This window comes from Microcoleus sp. C2D2, assembly GCF_036702495.1.
Lineage (GTDB): Bacteria > Cyanobacteriota > Cyanobacteriia > Cyanobacteriales > Microcoleaceae > Microcoleus.
Genome location: NZ_JAUBTO010000070.1, coordinates 1 through 19,217, shown reverse-complemented (window position 1 = coordinate 19,217; position 19,217 = coordinate 1). Strand labels below are relative to the sequence as shown.

Annotated in this window: 14 protein-coding genes; 11 read left to right on the top strand and 3 right to left on the bottom strand. The window is 46.9% G+C overall.

Annotation, left to right across the window (positions count from 1 at the left end; genetic code table 11):
• A partial coding sequence (locus QUB61_RS21605) for a tetratricopeptide repeat protein (protein ID WP_333128551.1) occupies positions 1 to 2,659 on the top strand: 2,659 nt, incomplete at its 5' end.
• A gap of 165 nt (positions 2,660 to 2,824) precedes the next feature.
• On the opposite strand, the gene QUB61_RS21600 is transcribed toward QUB61_RS21605, so the two are convergent.
• A complete protein-coding gene (locus QUB61_RS21600) occupies positions 2,825 to 3,457 on the bottom strand; it encodes a hypothetical protein (protein WP_333128549.1) in 633 nt (210 codons plus the stop codon).
• A 59-nt stretch (positions 3,458 to 3,516) separates the two neighbouring features.
• On the opposite strand from QUB61_RS21600, the gene QUB61_RS21595 reads away from it, so the two are divergent.
• The 3 genes from QUB61_RS21595 (at position 3,517) to QUB61_RS21585 (ending at position 7,722) form a co-directional block, all read left to right on the top strand.
• On the top strand, positions 3,517 to 3,720 hold the full coding sequence (locus QUB61_RS21595) for a hypothetical protein (protein WP_333128547.1): 204 nt from the start codon (positions 3,517 to 3,519) through the stop codon (positions 3,718 to 3,720).
• Between the two features lie 33 nt (positions 3,721 to 3,753).
• Positions 3,754 to 5,307, top strand: coding sequence for an NAD(P)/FAD-dependent oxidoreductase (locus QUB61_RS21590; protein WP_333128622.1), 1,554 nt, complete (start codon positions 3,754 to 3,756; stop codon positions 5,305 to 5,307).
• Between the two features lie 597 nt (positions 5,308 to 5,904).
• Positions 5,905 to 7,722 carry an NFACT RNA binding domain-containing protein gene (locus tag QUB61_RS21585; RefSeq protein ID WP_333128545.1) on the top strand — a complete coding sequence of 606 codons (1,818 nt, stop codon included), beginning with the start codon at positions 5,905 to 5,907 and terminating at the stop codon, positions 7,720 to 7,722.
• A 440-nt stretch (positions 7,723 to 8,162) separates the two neighbouring features.
• Here QUB61_RS21585 and QUB61_RS21580 read toward each other — a convergent pair whose 3' ends face one another.
• Positions 8,163 to 10,271 carry an iron uptake porin gene (locus tag QUB61_RS21580; RefSeq protein WP_333128543.1) on the bottom strand — a complete coding sequence of 703 codons (2,109 nt, stop codon included), beginning with the start codon at positions 10,269 to 10,271 and terminating at the stop codon, positions 8,163 to 8,165.
• A 631-nt stretch (positions 10,272 to 10,902) separates the two neighbouring features.
• Here QUB61_RS21580 and QUB61_RS21575 point away from each other — a divergent pair.
• The 7 genes from QUB61_RS21575 to QUB61_RS21545 all read left to right on the top strand — a co-directional run bounded on the left by QUB61_RS21575 (position 10,903) and on the right by QUB61_RS21545 (position 18,558).
• Complete coding sequence (locus tag QUB61_RS21575) at positions 10,903 to 12,099, top strand: glycosyltransferase (RefSeq protein WP_333128619.1); 1,197 nt, start codon at positions 10,903 to 10,905, stop codon at positions 12,097 to 12,099.
• A 399-nt stretch (positions 12,100 to 12,498) separates the two neighbouring features.
• A complete protein-coding gene (locus QUB61_RS21570) occupies positions 12,499 to 13,230 on the top strand; it encodes a sugar transferase (RefSeq protein ID WP_333128541.1) in 732 nt (243 codons plus the stop codon).
• 226 nt (positions 13,231 to 13,456) lie between these two features.
• Complete coding sequence (gene gmd / locus QUB61_RS21565) at positions 13,457 to 14,488, top strand: GDP-mannose 4,6-dehydratase (RefSeq protein WP_333128538.1); 1,032 nt, start codon at positions 13,457 to 13,459, stop codon at positions 14,486 to 14,488.
• An 854-nt stretch (positions 14,489 to 15,342) separates the two neighbouring features.
• Positions 15,343 to 16,287, top strand: a complete 945-nt coding sequence (locus QUB61_RS21560) for a GDP-L-fucose synthase (RefSeq protein ID WP_333128536.1) — start codon at positions 15,343 to 15,345, stop codon at positions 16,285 to 16,287.
• A gap of 336 nt (positions 16,288 to 16,623) precedes the next feature.
• A complete protein-coding gene (locus tag QUB61_RS21555) occupies positions 16,624 to 17,118 on the top strand; it encodes a DUF4365 domain-containing protein (RefSeq protein ID WP_333128534.1) in 495 nt (164 codons plus the stop codon).
• Positions 17,115 to 17,660: a hypothetical protein gene (locus QUB61_RS21550; protein ID WP_333128532.1), complete on the top strand. Its 546-nt coding sequence runs from the start codon at positions 17,115 to 17,117 to the stop codon at positions 17,658 to 17,660. The genes QUB61_RS21555 and QUB61_RS21550 overlap by 4 nt, the downstream gene beginning before the upstream one ends.
• Before the next feature lie 73 nt (positions 17,661 to 17,733).
• A complete protein-coding gene (locus QUB61_RS21545; RefSeq protein WP_333128531.1) occupies positions 17,734 to 18,558 on the top strand; it encodes a peptidoglycan-binding protein in 825 nt (274 codons plus the stop codon).
• A gap of 383 nt (positions 18,559 to 18,941) precedes the next feature.
• Here QUB61_RS21545 and QUB61_RS21540 read toward each other — a convergent pair.
• On the bottom strand, positions 18,942 to 19,217 hold a 276-nt coding region (locus tag QUB61_RS21540; protein ID WP_333190108.1), incomplete at its 5' end, for an IS1 family transposase.

The window sequence follows — 19,217 nt, the reverse complement described above, 5'->3', positions numbered from 1 at the left end:
TAACGAAGCTTTACCAATTTTGCGGGAAGTGGGCGATCGCGTAGGGGAATCTAATACTTTGAAAAATATTGGTTTACTTTACGAAAAAAAATTCCAATCACAAGAAGCATTGACATACTATAACCAAGCTTTGCCTATTATGCAAGAAGTAAAAAATCGCACTGGGGAAGCTGATACTTTAAATAATATCGGTTTAGTCTACAACAACATCGGACAACCCCAAGAAGCTTTGAAATACTTTAACCAAGCTTTAGCAATTAGGCGGGAAGTTGGCGAGCGCTCTGGAGAAGCAATTACTTTGAATAATATTGGTGGAGTACACAACGGCTTTTCCCAACCGGAAGAATCATTGAAATATTTTAACCAAGCTTTAGCAATTCTGCGGGAAGTGGGAGATCGCTCTGGGGAAGCTACTACTTTGAATAATATTGGTTTAGCCTACGAAAAAAAATCTCAACTGGAAGAAGCATTTAAATACTTTAATGAAGCTTTGCCTATTCTGCGAGAAGTGGGTAATCGCACTATAGAAGCAACTGTTTTGAGTAACATCGGTTTATACTGGGACAGAAAATCTCAACCGGAAAAGGCGTTGGAATACTATCAACAAGCTTTGGAAATTCAGCGGGAAGTGGGCGCTCGTAGAGGTGTTGCTATTACTTTGAATAATATCGGTTTAGTCTACGGCAACATTTCCAAACGGCAAGAAGCATTGAAATACTTTAAGGAAGCTTTGCTTATTCACCGGGAAGTGGGAGATCGCTCTGGAGAAGCGGTTACTTTGAGTAATATAGGTGAAGTCTATATGATAATCTTTCGGCCACAAGACGGATTAGAACTTTTTAAGCAAGCTTTACTGCTTCTGCAGGAAGTGGGCGATCGCAGAGGTGTTGCTATTACTTTGAATAATATTGGTGCAGTCTACCTCAGCACTTACCAGCCACAAAAAGCACTGAAATGCTTTAACGATGTTTTACTGATTCAGCGGGAAGTGGGCGATCGCTCTGGAGAAGCAATTACTTTGAACAATATCGGTAAAGTCTACATCAGCATTTCCCAACCACAAGAAGCATTAAAACAGTATAACCAAGCTTTATCTATTCTGCGGGAATTGGGCGATCGCTTTAGAGAAGCAATTGCTTTAAATAATATCGGTGAAGTATACCGAGATACGAAGCAACCGATTGAAGCGATCGAAAATTGGGAGAAATCCCTCAAAATTACCTTAGAAATGCGGAGTGGTTTACAGCGAGAAAATCGCCAAAAGTTTTTAGAAGCTGAAGAAACAACAGTAAAAGCGTTCACATCCCTTCTCATCGACGAAAACCAACCAGATCGCGCCTTTGAATGGATCAATATCGCTACCAGAGCAGATCTCGCTGAATACACCCGCTTAATTAACGCCAAAGTTAAAGATCCAGAAGCACAAAAAGCCCTTGACGAGTGGAATCAAAAAAATCAACAACTCCAATTCCTCCGCCGCCAACTCGAAGACAACTTCTCAGAAAATCTCTCCCGAAAAATGCGGGAATTAGAAGAGAAAGTTAACAGCGAAGCAGACGAAATCTCTCGCAGTTTCCCAGAAGTCGCCGATCTCTTGGAAACCAAACGCGAATACATCGCCCAACTGAAAGCAAGTATCGCACCAGATACCGTTGTCATTCAACCCGTCTTACTCACAAATGTCAAAAATGTCCCCAATACGATCGCCCTATTTATCTTGACAAAAGACAGCTTAAGTGTTAAAAAAATTCCGATCCACCCCGCCGAATTCGACAAACTCCTCACCGAACATGACAAAGAGCTACATCTTGGCTGTGACGACAAAGGTTGCGATCGCAACCAAAATTACGCCGTTACAGGCGGCAAACTTTACGACATCCTTATTCGTCCGGTAGAAGACAAAATTAAGGCATTTTCCCCCAAACAATTGAGCATCATCGCTACGAGAAAACTGCGCTACATCCCCTTTGAAACGCTGTATGACGAACAAACTGATGAATTCCTAATCCAGAAATATCCCGTTAATTATCTCACCCGCATTTCCACAAGGTCAATTCCCAATTCTACTTTACAAGGCGGAGTCTTAGCATTAGGAAATCCCGTCCCTCGTCCGCCCCAAAATCTACCAGGTTCCGAAGCAGAAGTGAGAAAAATTGCTCAATTATTGCCTGGAAGTTCCGCCTATATCGGCAATGCTGCCACTCTCGACCAATTCAAAGTTCAAGCACCCCGCTTTCCTTTTTTACACCTAGCAACTCACGGCTGTTTCCAACGGGAAGGCTGTCAAAAATTGGGCATGAAAGAAAATACACTGCTATTTGCTGACAGACAATACAATATTGCCGAGGCCGCATTATTAGGATTGCAAAACACCAGACTCCTCACCTTAAGCGCGTGTCAAACTGCTATGCAAGCAAATTCTAACGGTGAAGAAATATCGGGAGTTGCCTATGTATTTGAGCGTGCGGGCGCACAAGCGGTGATGGCGAGTTTGTGGAATGTTGATGATTCAGTTACTAAAGATTTGATGGTTCAATTTTATCAAAATATCAATAAAGGGATGAGTAAAAATGAAGCATTGCGGCAAGCTAAGTTGAGTCAGATTCAGCGGCATCCGTTTTATTGGTCGCCCTTTATTTTAATTGGCGATGCGCGGTAGTTATAGAAGTTGACAGTTGACAGTTGACAGTTGATAGTTGATAGTTGCTGGAGGGTGTGTCGCTATTAAAAATCCCAAATGAAAGATGGACAATTTCATAGCGACGCACCTTATAATATTCGTTGAATTGCACGCGGTCGTATTCTGTCGTTGGGTGGGGCGGGTTTATGTAGATTGTTTGTTGGAATTATAAATTGTTGGTGAACCCGCCCCTACGAGCCCCCACAAAGCCAAGCCGCCGCCCCTTCCCCTAGCCGCAATTATCCCATCTTCTACCAGAAAATATGCAAAAAATGCCTGCTTCCCCACACTCAAACTAAAAAATTCCGCCTCCCGCGCTTCTCCACCGCGAATAAATCCTTGATACACAGTTTTACCCAACAATTTCACCGTAATTCTGGTAAAATCAAAAGCTAAAATATTTTTATTAACCAAAAACTTAGTCGGCCCGGAAAGAGTTAGTACGATCGCCCCAACTTGCACCGAATTCTCCACCCTGCCGGTTTCGCTATTCTCTTCCCCTTCAGCAACAGGTTCCGCCGAATAAGCAATTTGAATTTTCGCAATCCACTGAGGGATGTAACGTCCCGCACCCAACACAATCCCCGCTTTTTGTCGAGTCTTTTTGGTGCCGGTGAGAAAGCAGAGTTGCCAGTTGCCGATTAATTGCTCGAAAGAATAGCGAATTTTATTTTTTTTAGCGTTTTTCTCAGCTTCTAGGAGGGCGGCGACTACAGCGTCGGGAGAGGGTTTTGTATTCGATTTAGCGGCTTGTTCTAGAATTGATATGTTTTCCATTTAACTAACAATAACAGGAATTTACTAGGCTTGATGCAAAATTTTAATGGACAGGCAAGATGCCTGTTCCACCAGCAGAGAGATTGCTTGTGGGGCAGGCATCTTGCCTGCCTCTGATGGGCAACAGGCAAGATGCCTGTTCCACCAGCAGAGAGATTACTTGTGGGGCAGGCATCTTGCCTGCCTCTGATGGGCAACAGGCAAGATGCCTGTTCCACCAGCAGAGAGATTGTGGGGCAGGCATCTTGCCGGAGGCCGAGTGATTGATAATATTAGCTGAAGTAGCGGAGAAAAACATGGTTGCGATCGCCCCCACAGACACAGAAATCATCATCATCGGCAGCGGGATTGGCGGCTTGACTTGCGCTGCAATGCTTGCCCGCTATGGCTTTGAGGTTGTGGTTTGCGAAAGCCATTCGATCGCCGGCGGCGCCGCACACGGTTTTGAACGCGGCGGATTTAGCTTCGACTCCGGGCCCTCCCTGTACTCAGGATTATCCTACAGCCCGTCTGCCAATCCGCTGCGGCAAGTTTTGGATGCCATCGGCGAAAAACTCCCCTGCATCACCTACGATACCTGGGGTTGCTGTTTGCCAGAAGGCGACTTCGACACATCCGTCGGTGCGAGTCAATTTGCCGAAGTGCTCGCACAACTGCGCGGCGCCGAAGCAGTCGCCGAATGGCGGCAACTCCAGCGCATCATGGAGCCCTGCGCCAAAGCTGCCACAGCCTTGCCCTCCCTGGCTTTGCGCTTCGATTTGGGCGCTGTTTTTACCCTCGGCCAATTTGCGCCTGCTTTCCTGCAAAGTGCTGGCGAGGCGATCGCACTTGCAGGCCCTTTCAGCAAAATTATGGACAAAAATGTCAAAGATCCGTTTGTCCGAAATTGGCTGAATTTGTTGTGTTTCCTGCTGTCTGGACTTCCCGCCGACGGAACGATCGCAGCCGAAGTCGCATTCATGTTCGCCGACTGGTATCGCCCCAATGCAGTTTTGGACTATCCGATCGGCGGTAGTGCAGCTTTGGTAAATGCCCTGGTACGCGGTTTAGAGCGCCACGGAGGGCGGTTGCTGCTAAATTCCCACGTTGCAGAAGTTTTGGTCGAAAACAACCGGGCTGCGGGCGTGCGGCTGCGATCGGGCAAAATTATTCGATCGCACAAAGCCGTCGTCTCCAACGCATCCGTTTGGGATACCCTGAAACTGTTGCCTGAAACCTCTGTCCCGCAAAGGTTTCGGCAAGAGAGGCAGGCCACGCCCGAGTGCGACAGCTTCATGCACCTGCATCTGGGAATTGATGCTGCCGGAGTGCGATCGGACTTGGCTTGTCACTACATCTTCGTCAAAGACTGGGAAATGGGCGTTTCGGCCCCTCAGAACGTCGTTCTCGTCTCGATTCCCTCCCTCCTCGACCCCCACCTCGCGCCTCCGGGAAAGCACGTCATTCACGCATATACCCCCGGAAACGAGCCTTACGATTTGTGGCAAAAGCTCGATCGCACCAGCCAAGAGTACAAGCTGCAAAAACAAGCGCGCGCCGAGGTAATGTGGTTCGCCTTAGAGAGAATTATCCCCAATATTCGATCGCGCTGCGAAGTCACCTTAGTTGGGACACCCCTAACCCACGAACGGTTTTTGCGCCGCCATCGCGGTTCCTACGGGCCCGGAATTCGGGCTGGTAGCGGCTTGTTTCCCGGACCGACAACACCTTTAGCGGGGCTGTTTTGCTGCGGAGATTCGACATTTCCGGGAATTGGTTTGCCCGCTGTTGCTGCTAGCGGGGCAATCGCCGCCAATACGATCGCACCTTTGTACAAACATTTGCAATTGATTCGGGAAGTTATTAGTTAGTTGTTATAGCCTTTCTCAGTAACATGAGGTGCTCTCGCGGGCATTGGGCATTGGGCATTGGGCATTGGGCATTGGGCATTGGGCATAGGTATAGGACTCGCCCCCATACCTCACCACGCTTGAGAACCGCTATATCGATTCCGGTTGCACCGGAATGCTTGTTGACTGATGACTGATGACTAATGACTAATGACTAATGACTAATGACTGATGATATCATTTCGGCGCAGCCGGAATTGATATTATTAGACATCTCCCATAATTATTGTGGAACAGGCATCCTGCCTGTTCAAAACCTCCTTTTTAGGAGATGTTTATTAGTTATTTCTTATTTGTTAACGGAATTATTGAAGCGCTTTCCTAGCGTAGGACGCGAAGCAAGAGCAAACAATAATTGTATATACCGCAGTTCTCAATAAAGTGAGGTATGCCCTATGCCCGCGGAGGCCTATGCCCTATGCCCTATACCCTATGCCCTATGCCCTATACCCGCTTATCAAGCGTCCACCTCATGTTACTGAGAAAGGCTATAGTTAGTAAAATGTGACCGATATCTGTCAGCATAGAAAAAGATAGTTCGATCGCAAAGAGGCCACCGTGCAACCCGTAGACTTTACAACTTTAACCGCAGCTTGCAGCGAACTGCGAGCCCAATGGCTGCCAGCGCGCTTAGAACAAGTCTACCAGCGCGATCGATTTACCGTGTCCCTGGCGCTGCGCACCATGAAAGGGCGCGGCTGGATTGACCTTTCCTGGCATCCTGTCGCCGCCCGCATCTGCGTCGGCGACCCCCCGCCCCGCATTCCCGATACCTTCACCTTCAGCGAACAACTGCGGCACCAACTCAGCGGTTTAGCCTTAGTTTCCATCGCCCCCGTTGCATCCTGGGAAAGAGTCATCGACTTGCAATTCGCCAAACGCCCCGGAGAACCAGCCCTCTGGCACCTGTACGCCGAAATCATGGGCAAGTACAGCAACGTCATCCTCACCGCCCAAGACAACCTCGTTGTCACCTGCGCCCACCAAGTCAGCGCCAAACAGTCCACCGTCCGTCCCATCCAAACCGGGCAACCCTACGAAATGCCCCCGTCTTTGACCGATGCAGTGCCTAGTCTGAGCGAATCTCAAAACCGCTGGCAATCGCGAATTAGCCTGGTTCCCGGACAATTACACCGTAATCTGTTGAAGAATTACCGAGGGTTGAGTAAAGCCTTAATTTTTGCAATGATTCGATCGGCTTCTTTAGACCCCGAACAATCCACCGACAGCCTCAATCCCGACGAATGGCAGCAACTATTCCAGCGCTGGCTATACTGGCTGCAATGCCTAGAAAACTCCAAATTTCACCCGAGTTTTACCCCCGAAGGCTACACCGTCATCGATTGGCCCGCACCAGATGGTACCACAGAGGCACAGCCTCAATATCTGCTTGGGAACGAGTCCGATTCCTCTTCCTCTTCCCCTGTTTTTACCCTCAGCGAAGCCGAAAAGCCTTCTTCCTTCTCTTCCGTTCAAGAAATACTTAACAGCTACTACACAGACCAAATCAATCAAGAAGTATTCGCCCAACTGCGGCATCAGCTTACCCAAAAACTCAACAGTGTCCTGGCCAAACTGCGCCTCAAAGCCAACACATTTAAAGAACGCTTGCAGCAATCTGCAGACGCCGACACCCACAAATCCCAAGCCGACTTGCTGATGGCTTCTTTGCAGCATTGGGAACCAGGAATGAAATCGATTTCTCTCCCCGACTTTGAAACCGAAAAACCAGTTATCATTCCCCTAAACCCGGAAAAAAACGCCGTTCAAAACGCTCAAGCAATCTACAAAAAACACCAAAAACTTAAAAGAGCCCGCATTGCAGTAGAACCTTTGTTAGCCGCCGTACAGGAAGAAATCGACTATTTAGAACAAGTTGAAGTCGCACTTTCAGTATTGGAAACCTACCGCAACACCCAAGATTTGCAAACCCTCGCCGAAATCCGCGAAGAACTGATCCAACAAAAATATCTAGACGTACCAGATTACCGCAGTACCGACAAAAATGCTGCGATCGAATTTCACCGCTACCAAACCCCCAGCGGCTTTGAATTATTAATCGGGCGCAACAACCGCCAAAACGACCAACTCACTTTTCGCACCGCCAACGACTACGACTTGTGGTTCCACACCCTAGAGATTCCCGGAAGCCACGCTTTGCTGCGTCTCAAACCCGGTACTGTGGCTGAAGAAACCGATTTGCAATTTGCCGCCGACATGACTGCTTACTACAGTCGCGCCCGCCACAGCGAACAAGTCCCCGTGGTTTATACAGAACCGAAATATGTATACAAGCCTAAAGGCGCGAAACCGGGTATGGTTGTATACAAGCAGGAGCGGATTGTCTGGGGCCGACCGCAGCAAGCTCCGGCATAAATTATATAAAGTGAGTAAAATGGTCGATCGGCGTTTTTAGGCAAAATAACCTGTTTGGTAGCGATAAACCCAGGCAGAAACCGGGTTTTTGAAGCCTTGTTGGATTATACAAAGTGACAGAGAGTGCGATCGCCCCCTGACAATTAATATCCGCCTGGAATGTAAAATTTTATTACAAAACTTTAAATTTTGTTGTTAAAATACCACTTAAGAGAGATGATATTTATTTGAGAGCCCGCTGCAAAGAAACGTGCAACTTGGGTTTCCTCCCTCACTGTGAGAAAAACACTGTGGGAACACAACGGATTTAACTATTTGTGCAGACCAGCTTTAGCAAAAGCTGGTCGTTTCTGTTGAAACCCCCACCGATTTTAGATTGGCGATTTTAGATTTTAGATTAAAACCGCCAATCTAAAATCTAAAATCTGTGCGGGCTGCTCCTAAAAAGTAAACGTCGTTCTGACCACCCCAATCAGTAAATCAGAATTATTCTTATTGTGGTCCGGAGCAGTCAGCAAAATCAGACCGGGAGTGATAGAAATATTGTCGCTCAACTTAAACTGATAGAAACCTTCAACGTGCAGCGAAGTATCCTTATCTTCCGGCAAAGTCCGATTAGTAGAACTCGTTACCCGCGGCTCCATACCTACCAAAATCCCCGCCACATTTCCTTCTTTCAACAAATCGGGAAAAGCCAAAGTAACAGCCCAGTTCCAGATTTTTTGGTCTCCCCGCTGCACAGAACCCGTAGGAGTAGCCAAGTTCGATAAAATGCGCTGATTAGTGTAACCCGCCCAACCGCCAATTGCAAATCCCCGGTTCAACAGCCACGAAGCTTGCGCGCCGTAGGAATTGCTAGAAACTGGCAGAGTGCTATCGCTCTCGAGCCCGAAGGAACCGAGACGCGCCGGGAAATTAGAAGCATTGCTGCCGGTATTGGTAATTAAGTTGTAGGAATTAACGTAAGTTAAACCTAAAGCAATGCTGTCGCTCGGTTTGAAAGTCAACTGAGCCAAACCGCCGTAAGAACCGTTGAACAAACCGTTACCCCGCGTCGGGTTCGCAGGGTTGCCGGCCAAATACCCCAAACTAAGCTCTAATTTTCCCCCAAACTGATGCCGCAGAGCGATGCCAGAACCACCAAGCAAATAGTAAATTGGGTTGCGAGTACCGAAGTTAGAAAGAGCGCCGTAGCTGCCGTCTCCGTCAAAGTAAGGGTTGACAGTGTTAACAAAATCATCAGCAGCGCCAGCGTTGGCTTCTAGAATTACAGTAGTGTTTTTGCCGAGAGGGAATTGGTAAAGCAGCGCATCTAAAGCTACTATATTGTTAGCCTCGCCAAAAGGCCCGACATTAAACCGCAATTCCCCTTCAGCGGTTTTCGTATTTTCCGTAGAAAACGCACCCAAATTTAAAACTTGCAATCGAGTTCTCAGCAAATCTTCTCCAGAAAAACTCGTGTCGAAATTGATACGAACCCTGCTGCCAAAAGCCGTCGCTTTATCAGCTTCGCGGCCCTCGGCATCATCTCCCCTGGCGATACCCGTCAAACCAAATATCACTTCGCCGTTGAGTTTAGTCGTAGTTGAAAACTGATTTGCTTCTAATTCAGAGGCGCGCGCTTCCAAAACATCGACGCGGCCGCGCAAAGTTGCCAATTCCGCCGCAAATTCTTCTTGCAACCTTTGCATAGAAGCTAAATCTTCTCGCATCACCCGATTTCTCGAACCTTGAATAAACTGGCTCACCTTATCCAAACACGCATTTAAACCCGCTGCAAACTCGTAGCGAGTCATCGCCCGGTTGCCGCGGAAAGTGCCGTCAGGATAGCCAGCTATGCACCCGTAGCGCTCTACTAGAGACTGCAAAGCTTGGAAGGCCCAATCGGTGGGTCGAACGTCGGAAAGTTGCGAAACAGAGGTTACTTGGCCAACCGCATCTGCGCTGTCGCTGCCTTCTGTGGTGTATTCGTTGATTTGTTCTAAAACATTTGACTCTGCTTGAGGTTGGGCACTTGGAGCACTCGATTGGGAAATCTGCTGGGGTTGTGCGGCGGCTTTTTCTGCGTTTAAATTAGCCGGTGCAACGGCGGGTTGCGTTTCGCTTAAATCTGCAGGCGCGACTGCGGGGATTTGCTTTGCGACAGGTTCTTCGGCACTTAAATTTGCTGGCGCGACTGCGGGTTTGGTTTCGCTTAAATCTGCTGCAACTGCGTTGGACGGTGCTTTTGCCTGTTCGGCAACTGGGCCAATCGGCTCGTTAGCGTTAGCGAAGCGATCCGAAGGAAAGCCCTCGTAAAGGTTCGCACTTTCTTTCTCAATAGTTTCAACAGTCAAATTGCTAGCTAGTGACACTGGTTCGGCAGTCTCAGGCTTTGCCGTCTCAGGCTTTGCCGCCTCGGTTGCAGCACCTGCTAATTGCAGATTAGCTTGAGCTGCCGCAGCAATTTCTACAGGTTGCTCTGTTGCTAGCGCCGTCGAAGATACGACTAAACTTGCTGCCAATACTGCGGGACTAAGTAAAAGTCCCTTCCACAAAAATTTGGACATTTTTTCCTCACACCACATTGAGCCCCGCGCCCGTTCCGAAGATTTGGGCGATCGCAAATCACCTTCAGTATTCCGCCTAATAGTATTTCATGTCAACAATCGGGGAAATCACTGCCGGAGAGTGCAGTTTTGCTGTCGCTGATTTGACAAAAACCCCGTTTATTTGCAAAATCTTGGGTTTGAGCTAGATACCTACGTAGAAACCTGGTTGATGGCCCGATATTGCGTAAGTGATTCCTCATTGACATACCTCCTCGCCCTATAAGTGCGAGGATTCCTTGACACTTCACAGCAACGTGCTACCGGAGTAGTCTTACCATCGCTCCATGTCCGTTTAGAGTCTCCCAATGCCCTATGGCGACTTTTTTGTTTTGTACGCAAGTAAAATACTTGTTTGCCTTCAGGGCCGGATTTTCCTATTGCCCTTTCGCTTCCCCTATTTCTGATCGCAACTCTGACAGGACTTTCAACCTTGCTATTTATTTCGGAGTATCTTAAATCCGGGCGGGTCTGTGACCATGTATATTTTAGCAAAGCCGTCCTTAAAGGACGGGGTTTTAGACCCAGATTCTCGATAAGACTAATATTGACAAAACTGGCGCTCACAAATCGTCCGATCGGCTACCTACAAGTGAAAAAACTCAAATACGCCCTAGTTCACGAATGGTTGACGCCCTTAGCTACTGGCGGTTCAGAACTCGTAGTGCAGGAAATCCTCAAACACGTAGAGGAGGCAGATATCTATGCCCTCATCGACTTTGAATCAGCCAATCCCGAAAGCTATCTTTTCGGGCGACAGATTGGCACAACATTTTTGCAGCACTTTCCCAAGGCCCGCAGCGGCGTCCAAAAATATTTGCCATTTCTGCCTGTGGCGATCGAACAACTAGACCTGCGAGAATACGACATCATCCTCTCATCCTCCCACGCCGTCGCCAAAGGCATCCTCAGCAGTCCCCAGCAACTGCACGTCTGCTACTGCCACACACCCATGCGCTACGCTTGGGACTTAACTTTTGACTATTTGCGCAGCAGCAAAGCCGGACGGGGCATCCCGGGGCTGCTGACGCGATATTTGTTGCATCGACTGCGGCAGTGGGACGTAATTTCCGCCAACCGCGTTGATTATTTCATCGCCAACTCCCAACACACGGCGCGCCGAATTTGGCGGTGCTACCGGCGGCGGGCCGAGGTGATTTATCCGCCGGTAAATATCGAGAGATTTTCCTTGATGCGGCAAAAACAAGACTTTTACGTCACAGTTTGCCGATTGGTAAGTTACAAAAACGTTAGTGCGATCGTCCAAGCATTCAATCAACTCGGGCATACTCTAATTGTCATCGGCACCGGGCCAGAATTAGAAATGATTCGGCTTCTGGCAAAACCCAACGTGCAAGTGCTCGGCTGGCAGCCCGCCTCCATAGTTGAAAAGTACATGGCAGAGGCGAAAGCCTTTGTCTATGCAGCTTGCGAAGATTTTGGCATAGCTTTAGTAGAAGCTCAAGCTTGCGGAACACCGATAATTTCCTATGCAGCAGGGGGCGCTTTGGAGACAGTGCTCGACATTCGGCAACACCCAGAGACTGGGACAGGTTTATTTTTTTCCTCCCAAACCGCAGCAGCATTAGTCGAAGCTGTCGAAGAATTTGAGCAGTTGCAAGGCAAATTTGAACCAGAAAGCTGCAGGTTGCGCGCTCAACAGTTTGCCCCCGAAGTCTTTGGGCAGCGCTATCTAGCTTTTGTGGAACGCTGCTATCAGGAATTTCAATCCCGCGATTTTTGTACCAAGTCTGGGAATGGAGAGAGTGTCCGAGGGTCCGAGTGGTAGAAGGCCACAAGGCCACAAGGGGAAAATCTTACTTTTGTATATAGCGGTTCTCAATAAAATGAGGTACACACCGCTCGCAACAGATGCCCACACCAGGCCTATGCCCACACCAGGCCTATGCCCGCCAGAGTACCTCATGTTACGCTCGAAAGGCTATAAGTGCCTTCAGAAGCCCTCTGCATAAGTGCCTTGTCCCCTCTTCACGCTTGACGGCTTCCATCGGACTTCTTCCTTCAGAACCCTTATGCCTTAAGCTTCCGCTGCCTTCAACACAGCTGCATTCTGCCGTATCAAGTATTCAGAATGCAGAAAATTGAGTATTGGAAACATAATTGAGAGAACAAAGCGTCTTGAGGCTTTATGATCAGGACTGTGTGTGGTGTGAAGTGAAGGAGTAAGATGACTGCCGACAGCCAACTAATCTCCGGCAAGGTAATTCGAGCGATCGCAAGACGCGGTTTTGGGCCTGTCCTGCAAGGAGATAGACCCATAAGTCGTTCTCTACAGAGCCTCGACGGAGAACTTTTCAAGCGGTTATTTGACATCCTGTTTTCCTTATCGGTTCTGATCCTGTTTGCTCCCGTTTACCTGCTTTTGGCTTTCTCGATCGCCTTAAGCTCGTCCGGGCCTATTTTTTACGTACAGGAACGAGTAGGCAAAAACCGTAAAAGGTTTTATTGCCTTAAATTCAGAACGATGGTGGAAAATGCGGACGACATATTGCTGGAAATCATGGAAAAATCTCCGCATTTGCGTCAAGAGTTTGAGGACAATTTCAAACTGAAACAAGACCCTCGAATTACCTGGATTGGAAGATTTTTACGAATGACCAGTTTAGACGAGTTTCCCCAGTTTTGGAATGTTTTAAAAGGAGATATGAGCGTCGTCGGGCCGAGACCTTTAGTTGAAGAAGAACTGCCGAGATACGGCCGTCACATCAACAAAATTCTTACTATAAGACCTGGAATTACAGGCTTGTGGCAAGTGTCCGGTCGCAACGACATTCCCTATCCCCGCCGAGTCCAAATCGACCTCTATTACGCAAATGACAAAAACCTTTGGATGGATATGTGGATTATTTTCAAAACAATTGGAGTTGTGATTTTTCCCAAAAATAACGGCGCATATTAATTTTTGTCCGCAGTCAGCAATCAGTAGTTAGTTTTGTTTGTTACTGACCACTGATGCTGACTACTGACAGCAAGCGACAAACTCTTTATCAAAACTAAACAGTTCCTTGATGCCCATCGAAGAATTGTGAGTTAACCTAGAGTTTGAGAAGAGATCCGGCAGGCAACAACAGCCTCTGACCGGAAAGTCCCAAGTGAATTAACACAGCCTGTCAAAGGAAAATCAGATGACGCAACGCAAGCGAGCGCTAATAACAGGTATTACAGGTCAAGACGGCTCCTACTTGAGCGAATTACTGTTAGAGAAAGGATATGAAGTTCACGGCATTATCAGGCGTAGTTCTAGTTTCAATACCGATCGAATTGACCACATTTATGTCGATCCTCACAGCGAGGGCGCGCAGTTGTTTCTGCACTACGGCGACTTAACCGACGGCACTACTCTGCGCCGGATATTGGAAGAAGTTCAGCCGGTAGAAATTTATAACTTAGGGGCTCAATCTCACGTTCGAGTCAGTTTTGACTCGCCGGAATATACGGTTGACACAGTAGGCATGGGAGTATTGCGCCTGCTAGAAGCAATTCGGGACTATCAGCGCCGCACCGGCATAGAAGTGCGGTTCTATCAAGCAGGTTCTTCGGAAATGTTCGGTTTGGTGCAGGAAGTTCCGCAGAAGGAAACAACTCCTTTTTATCCCAGAAGTCCCTACGCCTGCGCCAAAGTTTACGGTCACTGGCAAACAGTAAATTATCGCGAATCTTACGGACTTTTTGCCTGCAACGGCATCTTGTTCAATCACGAATCTCCCCGCCGGGGCGAAACTTTTGTAACTCGCAAAATTACTCGCGCCGTTGCCAGAATAGTCGCCGGCAAGCAGAAAAAGATTTTCTTGGGCAATCTCGATTCCAAGCGGGACTGGGGCTATGCTAAAGACTACGTGCGGGCGATGTGGATGATGCTGCAAAAAGACAAGCCTGACGATTATGTTATTGCTACTAACGAGACCCATTCTATTAAGGAATTTCTCGATTTGGCTTTTACTTACGTCAATTTAGATTGGCAAAAATATGTGGAGTTTGACGAACGCTACTTGCGTCCTGCAGAAGTCGAACTGTTGATTGGCGATTCGACTAAGGCGCGCCAGGAATTAAATTGGGAACCTTCTGTAACTTTTCAGGAGTTAGTACATTTAATGGTAGATGCTGACATGAAAGCTTTAGACCAGCAAGCTCGGGGTTCGGGCAACGGATTTGATTGAGTCGCTAAACAAAGCCGTCAGCGCGAACAAGTTCTAGGGGTAGTACCCGGTGTCTACCCCCTAGGAAAGGCGCCCACCGGAGGATTGCCCCTACACACAGTTCATAAATGATGAGAGGATTGTTACAGATACATTTAAGCCGATAAATCTAGGGCTTCTCCCAAATTTAGCGTGTATGGCCGATCGGGTCTTGCCCTAAGCTCCTTGCCCTAAGCTCGACCGATCGCGAGGTATCTCTCAAAGCTTTCAACAAAATATTGAAAGCGCTATTGAACACATTGTCTTTCGGGGGACTATTGCGTTACGTTTACTACAAAACTTCTGTAAGAAACCTGATGCTTCAACGCTAGTTTTAAACGGTAGCTTATGTAAGCATACCAATTACTACCTGATTATTCAGCGAATTTACAAGAATTCATATTCTCTAGGGGTTCAGCTAAGTAGGTAGCGACAAATAAACATTACATGGGAGGGCGGGTGAACTCACTGCTATACTCGCTTGTATCTCGCGACTTGTATCTAGCGATACTTAACCGGCACCCGCTCCAACAATATACTATGGTTTTTTTTCGCTCATCTAATCATGAGCGCGATCGGCATTCAAAGAACCAGCTTAATTGAGCGCAAAATTTTCGGATGTGCGGGCTAACAAAAACATTAAAATGATAGTTGAGGACTCGCGGCTCATAAATCTAACTTTCGGGTGTGCAGGGATCGCATTGTCCCTCTCTGCGGCAGCTAAAACAGATTTGTGGGCAAGCGAGTCCTGTAGCTGAAAGCTTTTTTTGCTAAAGCAACAACTTTAGAATTGAAATTGTCGCTCGACCCTTATTCAAAATCCCGAGGCTAAAATTATGACCAGCTTGGATTTAAGCAGCAAACGCATTCTAGTCACGGGCGGCGCCGGTTTCTTGGGCCGTCAGGTAATCGACCAGTTAGTGAAAGCAGGGGCAGATGCTGATAAAATTTCGGTAACTCGATCGCGCGACTGCGACCTCCGCGTCATGGAAAACTGCAAGCGCGCCGCCGACCAACAAGATACGATCGTTCACCTCGCCGCCCACGTCGGCGGCATCGGCTTAAACCAACTCAAACCCGCTGAATTATTTTACGATAATTTGATGATGGGCGTGCAACTAATCCACGCCGCCTACGAAGCAGGAGTCGAAAAATTTGTCTGCGTCGGCACGATTTGCGCTTATCCCAACTTCACCCCAGTTCCTTTCAAAGAAGATGACCTGTGGAACGGCTATCCAGAGGTAACTAACGCACCTTACGGAGTAGCGAAAAAAGCCTTATTAGTGCAACTGCAATCCTACCGCCAGCAGTACGGATTCAACGGTATCTACTTGCTACCAGTAAATCTGTACGGCCCGGAAGATAACTTTGACCCGAAAAGTTCCCACGTCATCCCCGCATTAATTCGCAAAGTCCACGAAGCGCAAGAAAGGGGAGACAAAACACTGCCAGTTTGGGGCGACGGCAGCCCCAGCCGCGAGTTTTTGTATTCCACAGATGCCGCGCGGGGAATTGTGATGGCGGCTCAATCTTACAGTGAACCTGACCCGGTTAATTTGGGAACCAATAGCGAAGTTAAAATTCGCGATTTAGTGGAAACGATTTGCGAATTGATGGGATTTGAGGGAGAAATTGTTTGGGAAACAGACAAACCGAACGGTCAGCCGCGCCGCTGTTTGGATACGCAAAGGGCTAAGGAAAGGTTTGGTTTTGTTGCGGAGGTGAAGTTTAAGGATGGGTTGAAAAATACCATTGATTGGTATCGAAAACACGCCGCGTAAGTGTGAAAAACCCGGTTTCTTGAAGAAACCGGGTTTTTTTAGGAATAATACCAAATCCGGGTGAGAAACTTCATTTATAATAGTCGGCGGTTGAAACCTCTCCTACACAAACTTTCGTCCCTCTCGCTTGAGACTAAGAACTTCTACAAATTAAGGTTAAAATTCACTGATAATAGTCGGATTTTGAAACGGCTACTACACAAACTAATTCCTAGCATAGAGGGACTAATAAATCATATCAATCGAGCGGCATCAGGGGCGCGTACTCCGGCCAAAATTACTTTTGCAACAGGTTTATTATAAAATAAATTATTTTGGTCATAGGTTTATTGTAGAATGGAACTGAACCAGCAGAAAGAACTTTTTAGCAAAGCTTATGTACGTGCCGTTGCAGCAGTGGCAGGTTTCTCGATCGATCCGTTAGAGTTAGACTTCGACAGCATCGACCTACAAATCACGGCTGGCAGCGGTGAGGGAAGCGTTTGTTTTCCAGAGTTGAAGTTACAATTAAAATGTACTTCAAGAGATGTGATAGACGGCGACTACATCCGAGATCCGCTCAAAGTCAAAAATTACAACGATTTGAGAAGAAATGCCCTAGTACCTCGAATCTTAGTTGTACTTTTAGTACCGGAAAATCTAGAAGACTGGTTGCAGCAGTCAGAAGCGGAAATGTGTATGAGGAATTGTGGTTACTGGATATCATTGCGGGGACAGCCAGAAACACAAAATATAGCAAATGTGACTGTTTCTTTACCCCGCAGCAATCAGTTTACAGTACCAGCTCTTAAGTCAATGATACAGAGCATTAGCGAGGGAAGTTTGCCGTGAAAGTAACTGTAAGAGATAGTCACATTCTGAAAACGATCGAGCCAAATGTGTTAGAGACATACTTGCAGATAAATGGCTGGCATAAAGCTCGTCAATTTTATGAGGGATTCATTTGGAATAAGAAAAATGCTGCGGGTCAGGAGGGGGAAGTATTGCTTTCGCCTCACAAAGAATTTGAGGATTTTGCCGAGGTGATGTGTCGGAACTTAAAAGCACTAGAAGTTGTAGAAAATCGTTCTCAATTAGATATTCTCAGCGATTTAATCACTTCATTGCCTAATGTTGCAATCCAAGGATGGATTAATAAAGTGCAGGGGGAAGAATCGGCGATAGGCAAAATTACATTAATGGGGTTTGTGGTGGGGAAGCTGAGAAAGATTAATCTGGAATTGAGCGGATCTGATTATCACTTGGCTGCCAAGGCTTATGAAGAGCGATCGCCCGTAACCTGTTTTGGCGATTTAATTAAAGAAAATGACTGGTTTGTGTTAAAAAATCCGCGCGATTTTGTGCTGCTGACTGAGGCAGAATTAATCAAATAGTTGGGTAAATTAGGGTTTTGGTATAATTTGAAGCAAAAATTAATTTGCCGATAGTATCAAAGGAAAACAGGTTGTGCAAATTTTAAAATTAGGTGCTTCGGGTTCCGATGTTGTTAAACTGCAAAAACGCTTGCTGGAATTAGGGTTGAATCTAGGGAGTGCAGACGGTAAGTTTGGGCCGAAAACTGAAATATCCCTCAAACAATTTCAGAGTAATCAAGGTTTTTTGGCTGACGGAGTTGCGGGCTCGGAAACCCTAGCTGCTTTGTTTCCCGGAGAACTTTTGGGGTCGTCACTTTTATCATACAGGGCGATCGAGCTAATTTTAGAATTCGAGGTCGGCGGCGGACAAGAATACTACGAAAAGCTGCAGCAGCGTCCAATCTGGCCGGAAGGACAATCGGGAATTACGATCGGCATCGGTTACGACATCGGCTACAATAGCGTAGAAGTTTTTAACCAAGATTGGCAGAAATTAGGGGATGTTGAGCGCAAGCGTTTGAGTGATTGCTGCAGGTTGACAGGAGAACTTGCGAAACAGCGTTTAGCTACTGTTCGAGACATTATTATTTCTTGGGAATTAGCGTGGGAAGTTTTTAATGCGGTAACAGTGCCGAAATTTTACAATCTGACAAAAAAGGCATTTCCTGGTTTTGAAGAATTGCCAGCAGATGTTCAGGGAGGATTGGTAAGTTTGGTGTTCAATCGCGGTACGAGTATGGAGGGAGACCGCCGCCGGGAAATGCGTGCAATCCGAGATTTAGTGCCGCAAAAAGATGTGCATGGAATTGCTGAACACATCCGGCAAATGAAACGGATTTGGGTGGGGACTTCCATTGCAAGAGGAATGAACAGACGGCGGGATGCGGAAGCGGCTTTAATTGAAGAAAGTGCTTAAGTTGATGAAATCAGAGGTCAATCGATTTTAGATTTTAGATTTTAGATTTTAGATTGAAGCATTGACCCCACGGATAAATTAGGGGGGCAAGTTTCATCGGATACAGGTTTTTTATCTCTCCACGGATGAATCCGGGGGCTTGTATCCTGGATGCTTTCGGTCATTTCATCGGCAAAGTATACGATCGCTTATAGGTCGTAAGATTAAATGAACCGCGAAGGCGCTAAGGACGCGAAGGAAGAGAAAGAAGAAGATGCTGTTCTTCCTTCGCGTCTTCGCGGTTTAATCATTCCGATGCAACCGGATTTGGTATGATATGGCATTTAACTTATGATATCCATGCAATTATAATTAATATGGGCGTTGCTGGATTAAGGTATGATTTAGCGATTGAGCGATCTTCGTCTCACTCGATCGTAATGATTAATTGAATAGGGAACGGGAACACTATTAAACTTAAGATAGTGAATGAGTAATCGAATTGAATGTTTGAGCATTTTTTCTGATTTAGAATAACAAAGAGTTTTTCTTTTTAAGCGAGCTAGATAATGTCTGAGTCTTGTATTTTCTCCTTCTACTCTTGTCATGTAAGTTTTGCTAACAATGTGGTCTCCATCGGGAATAAACATGGGGTAAACCTTCCATCCATCAGTCACATA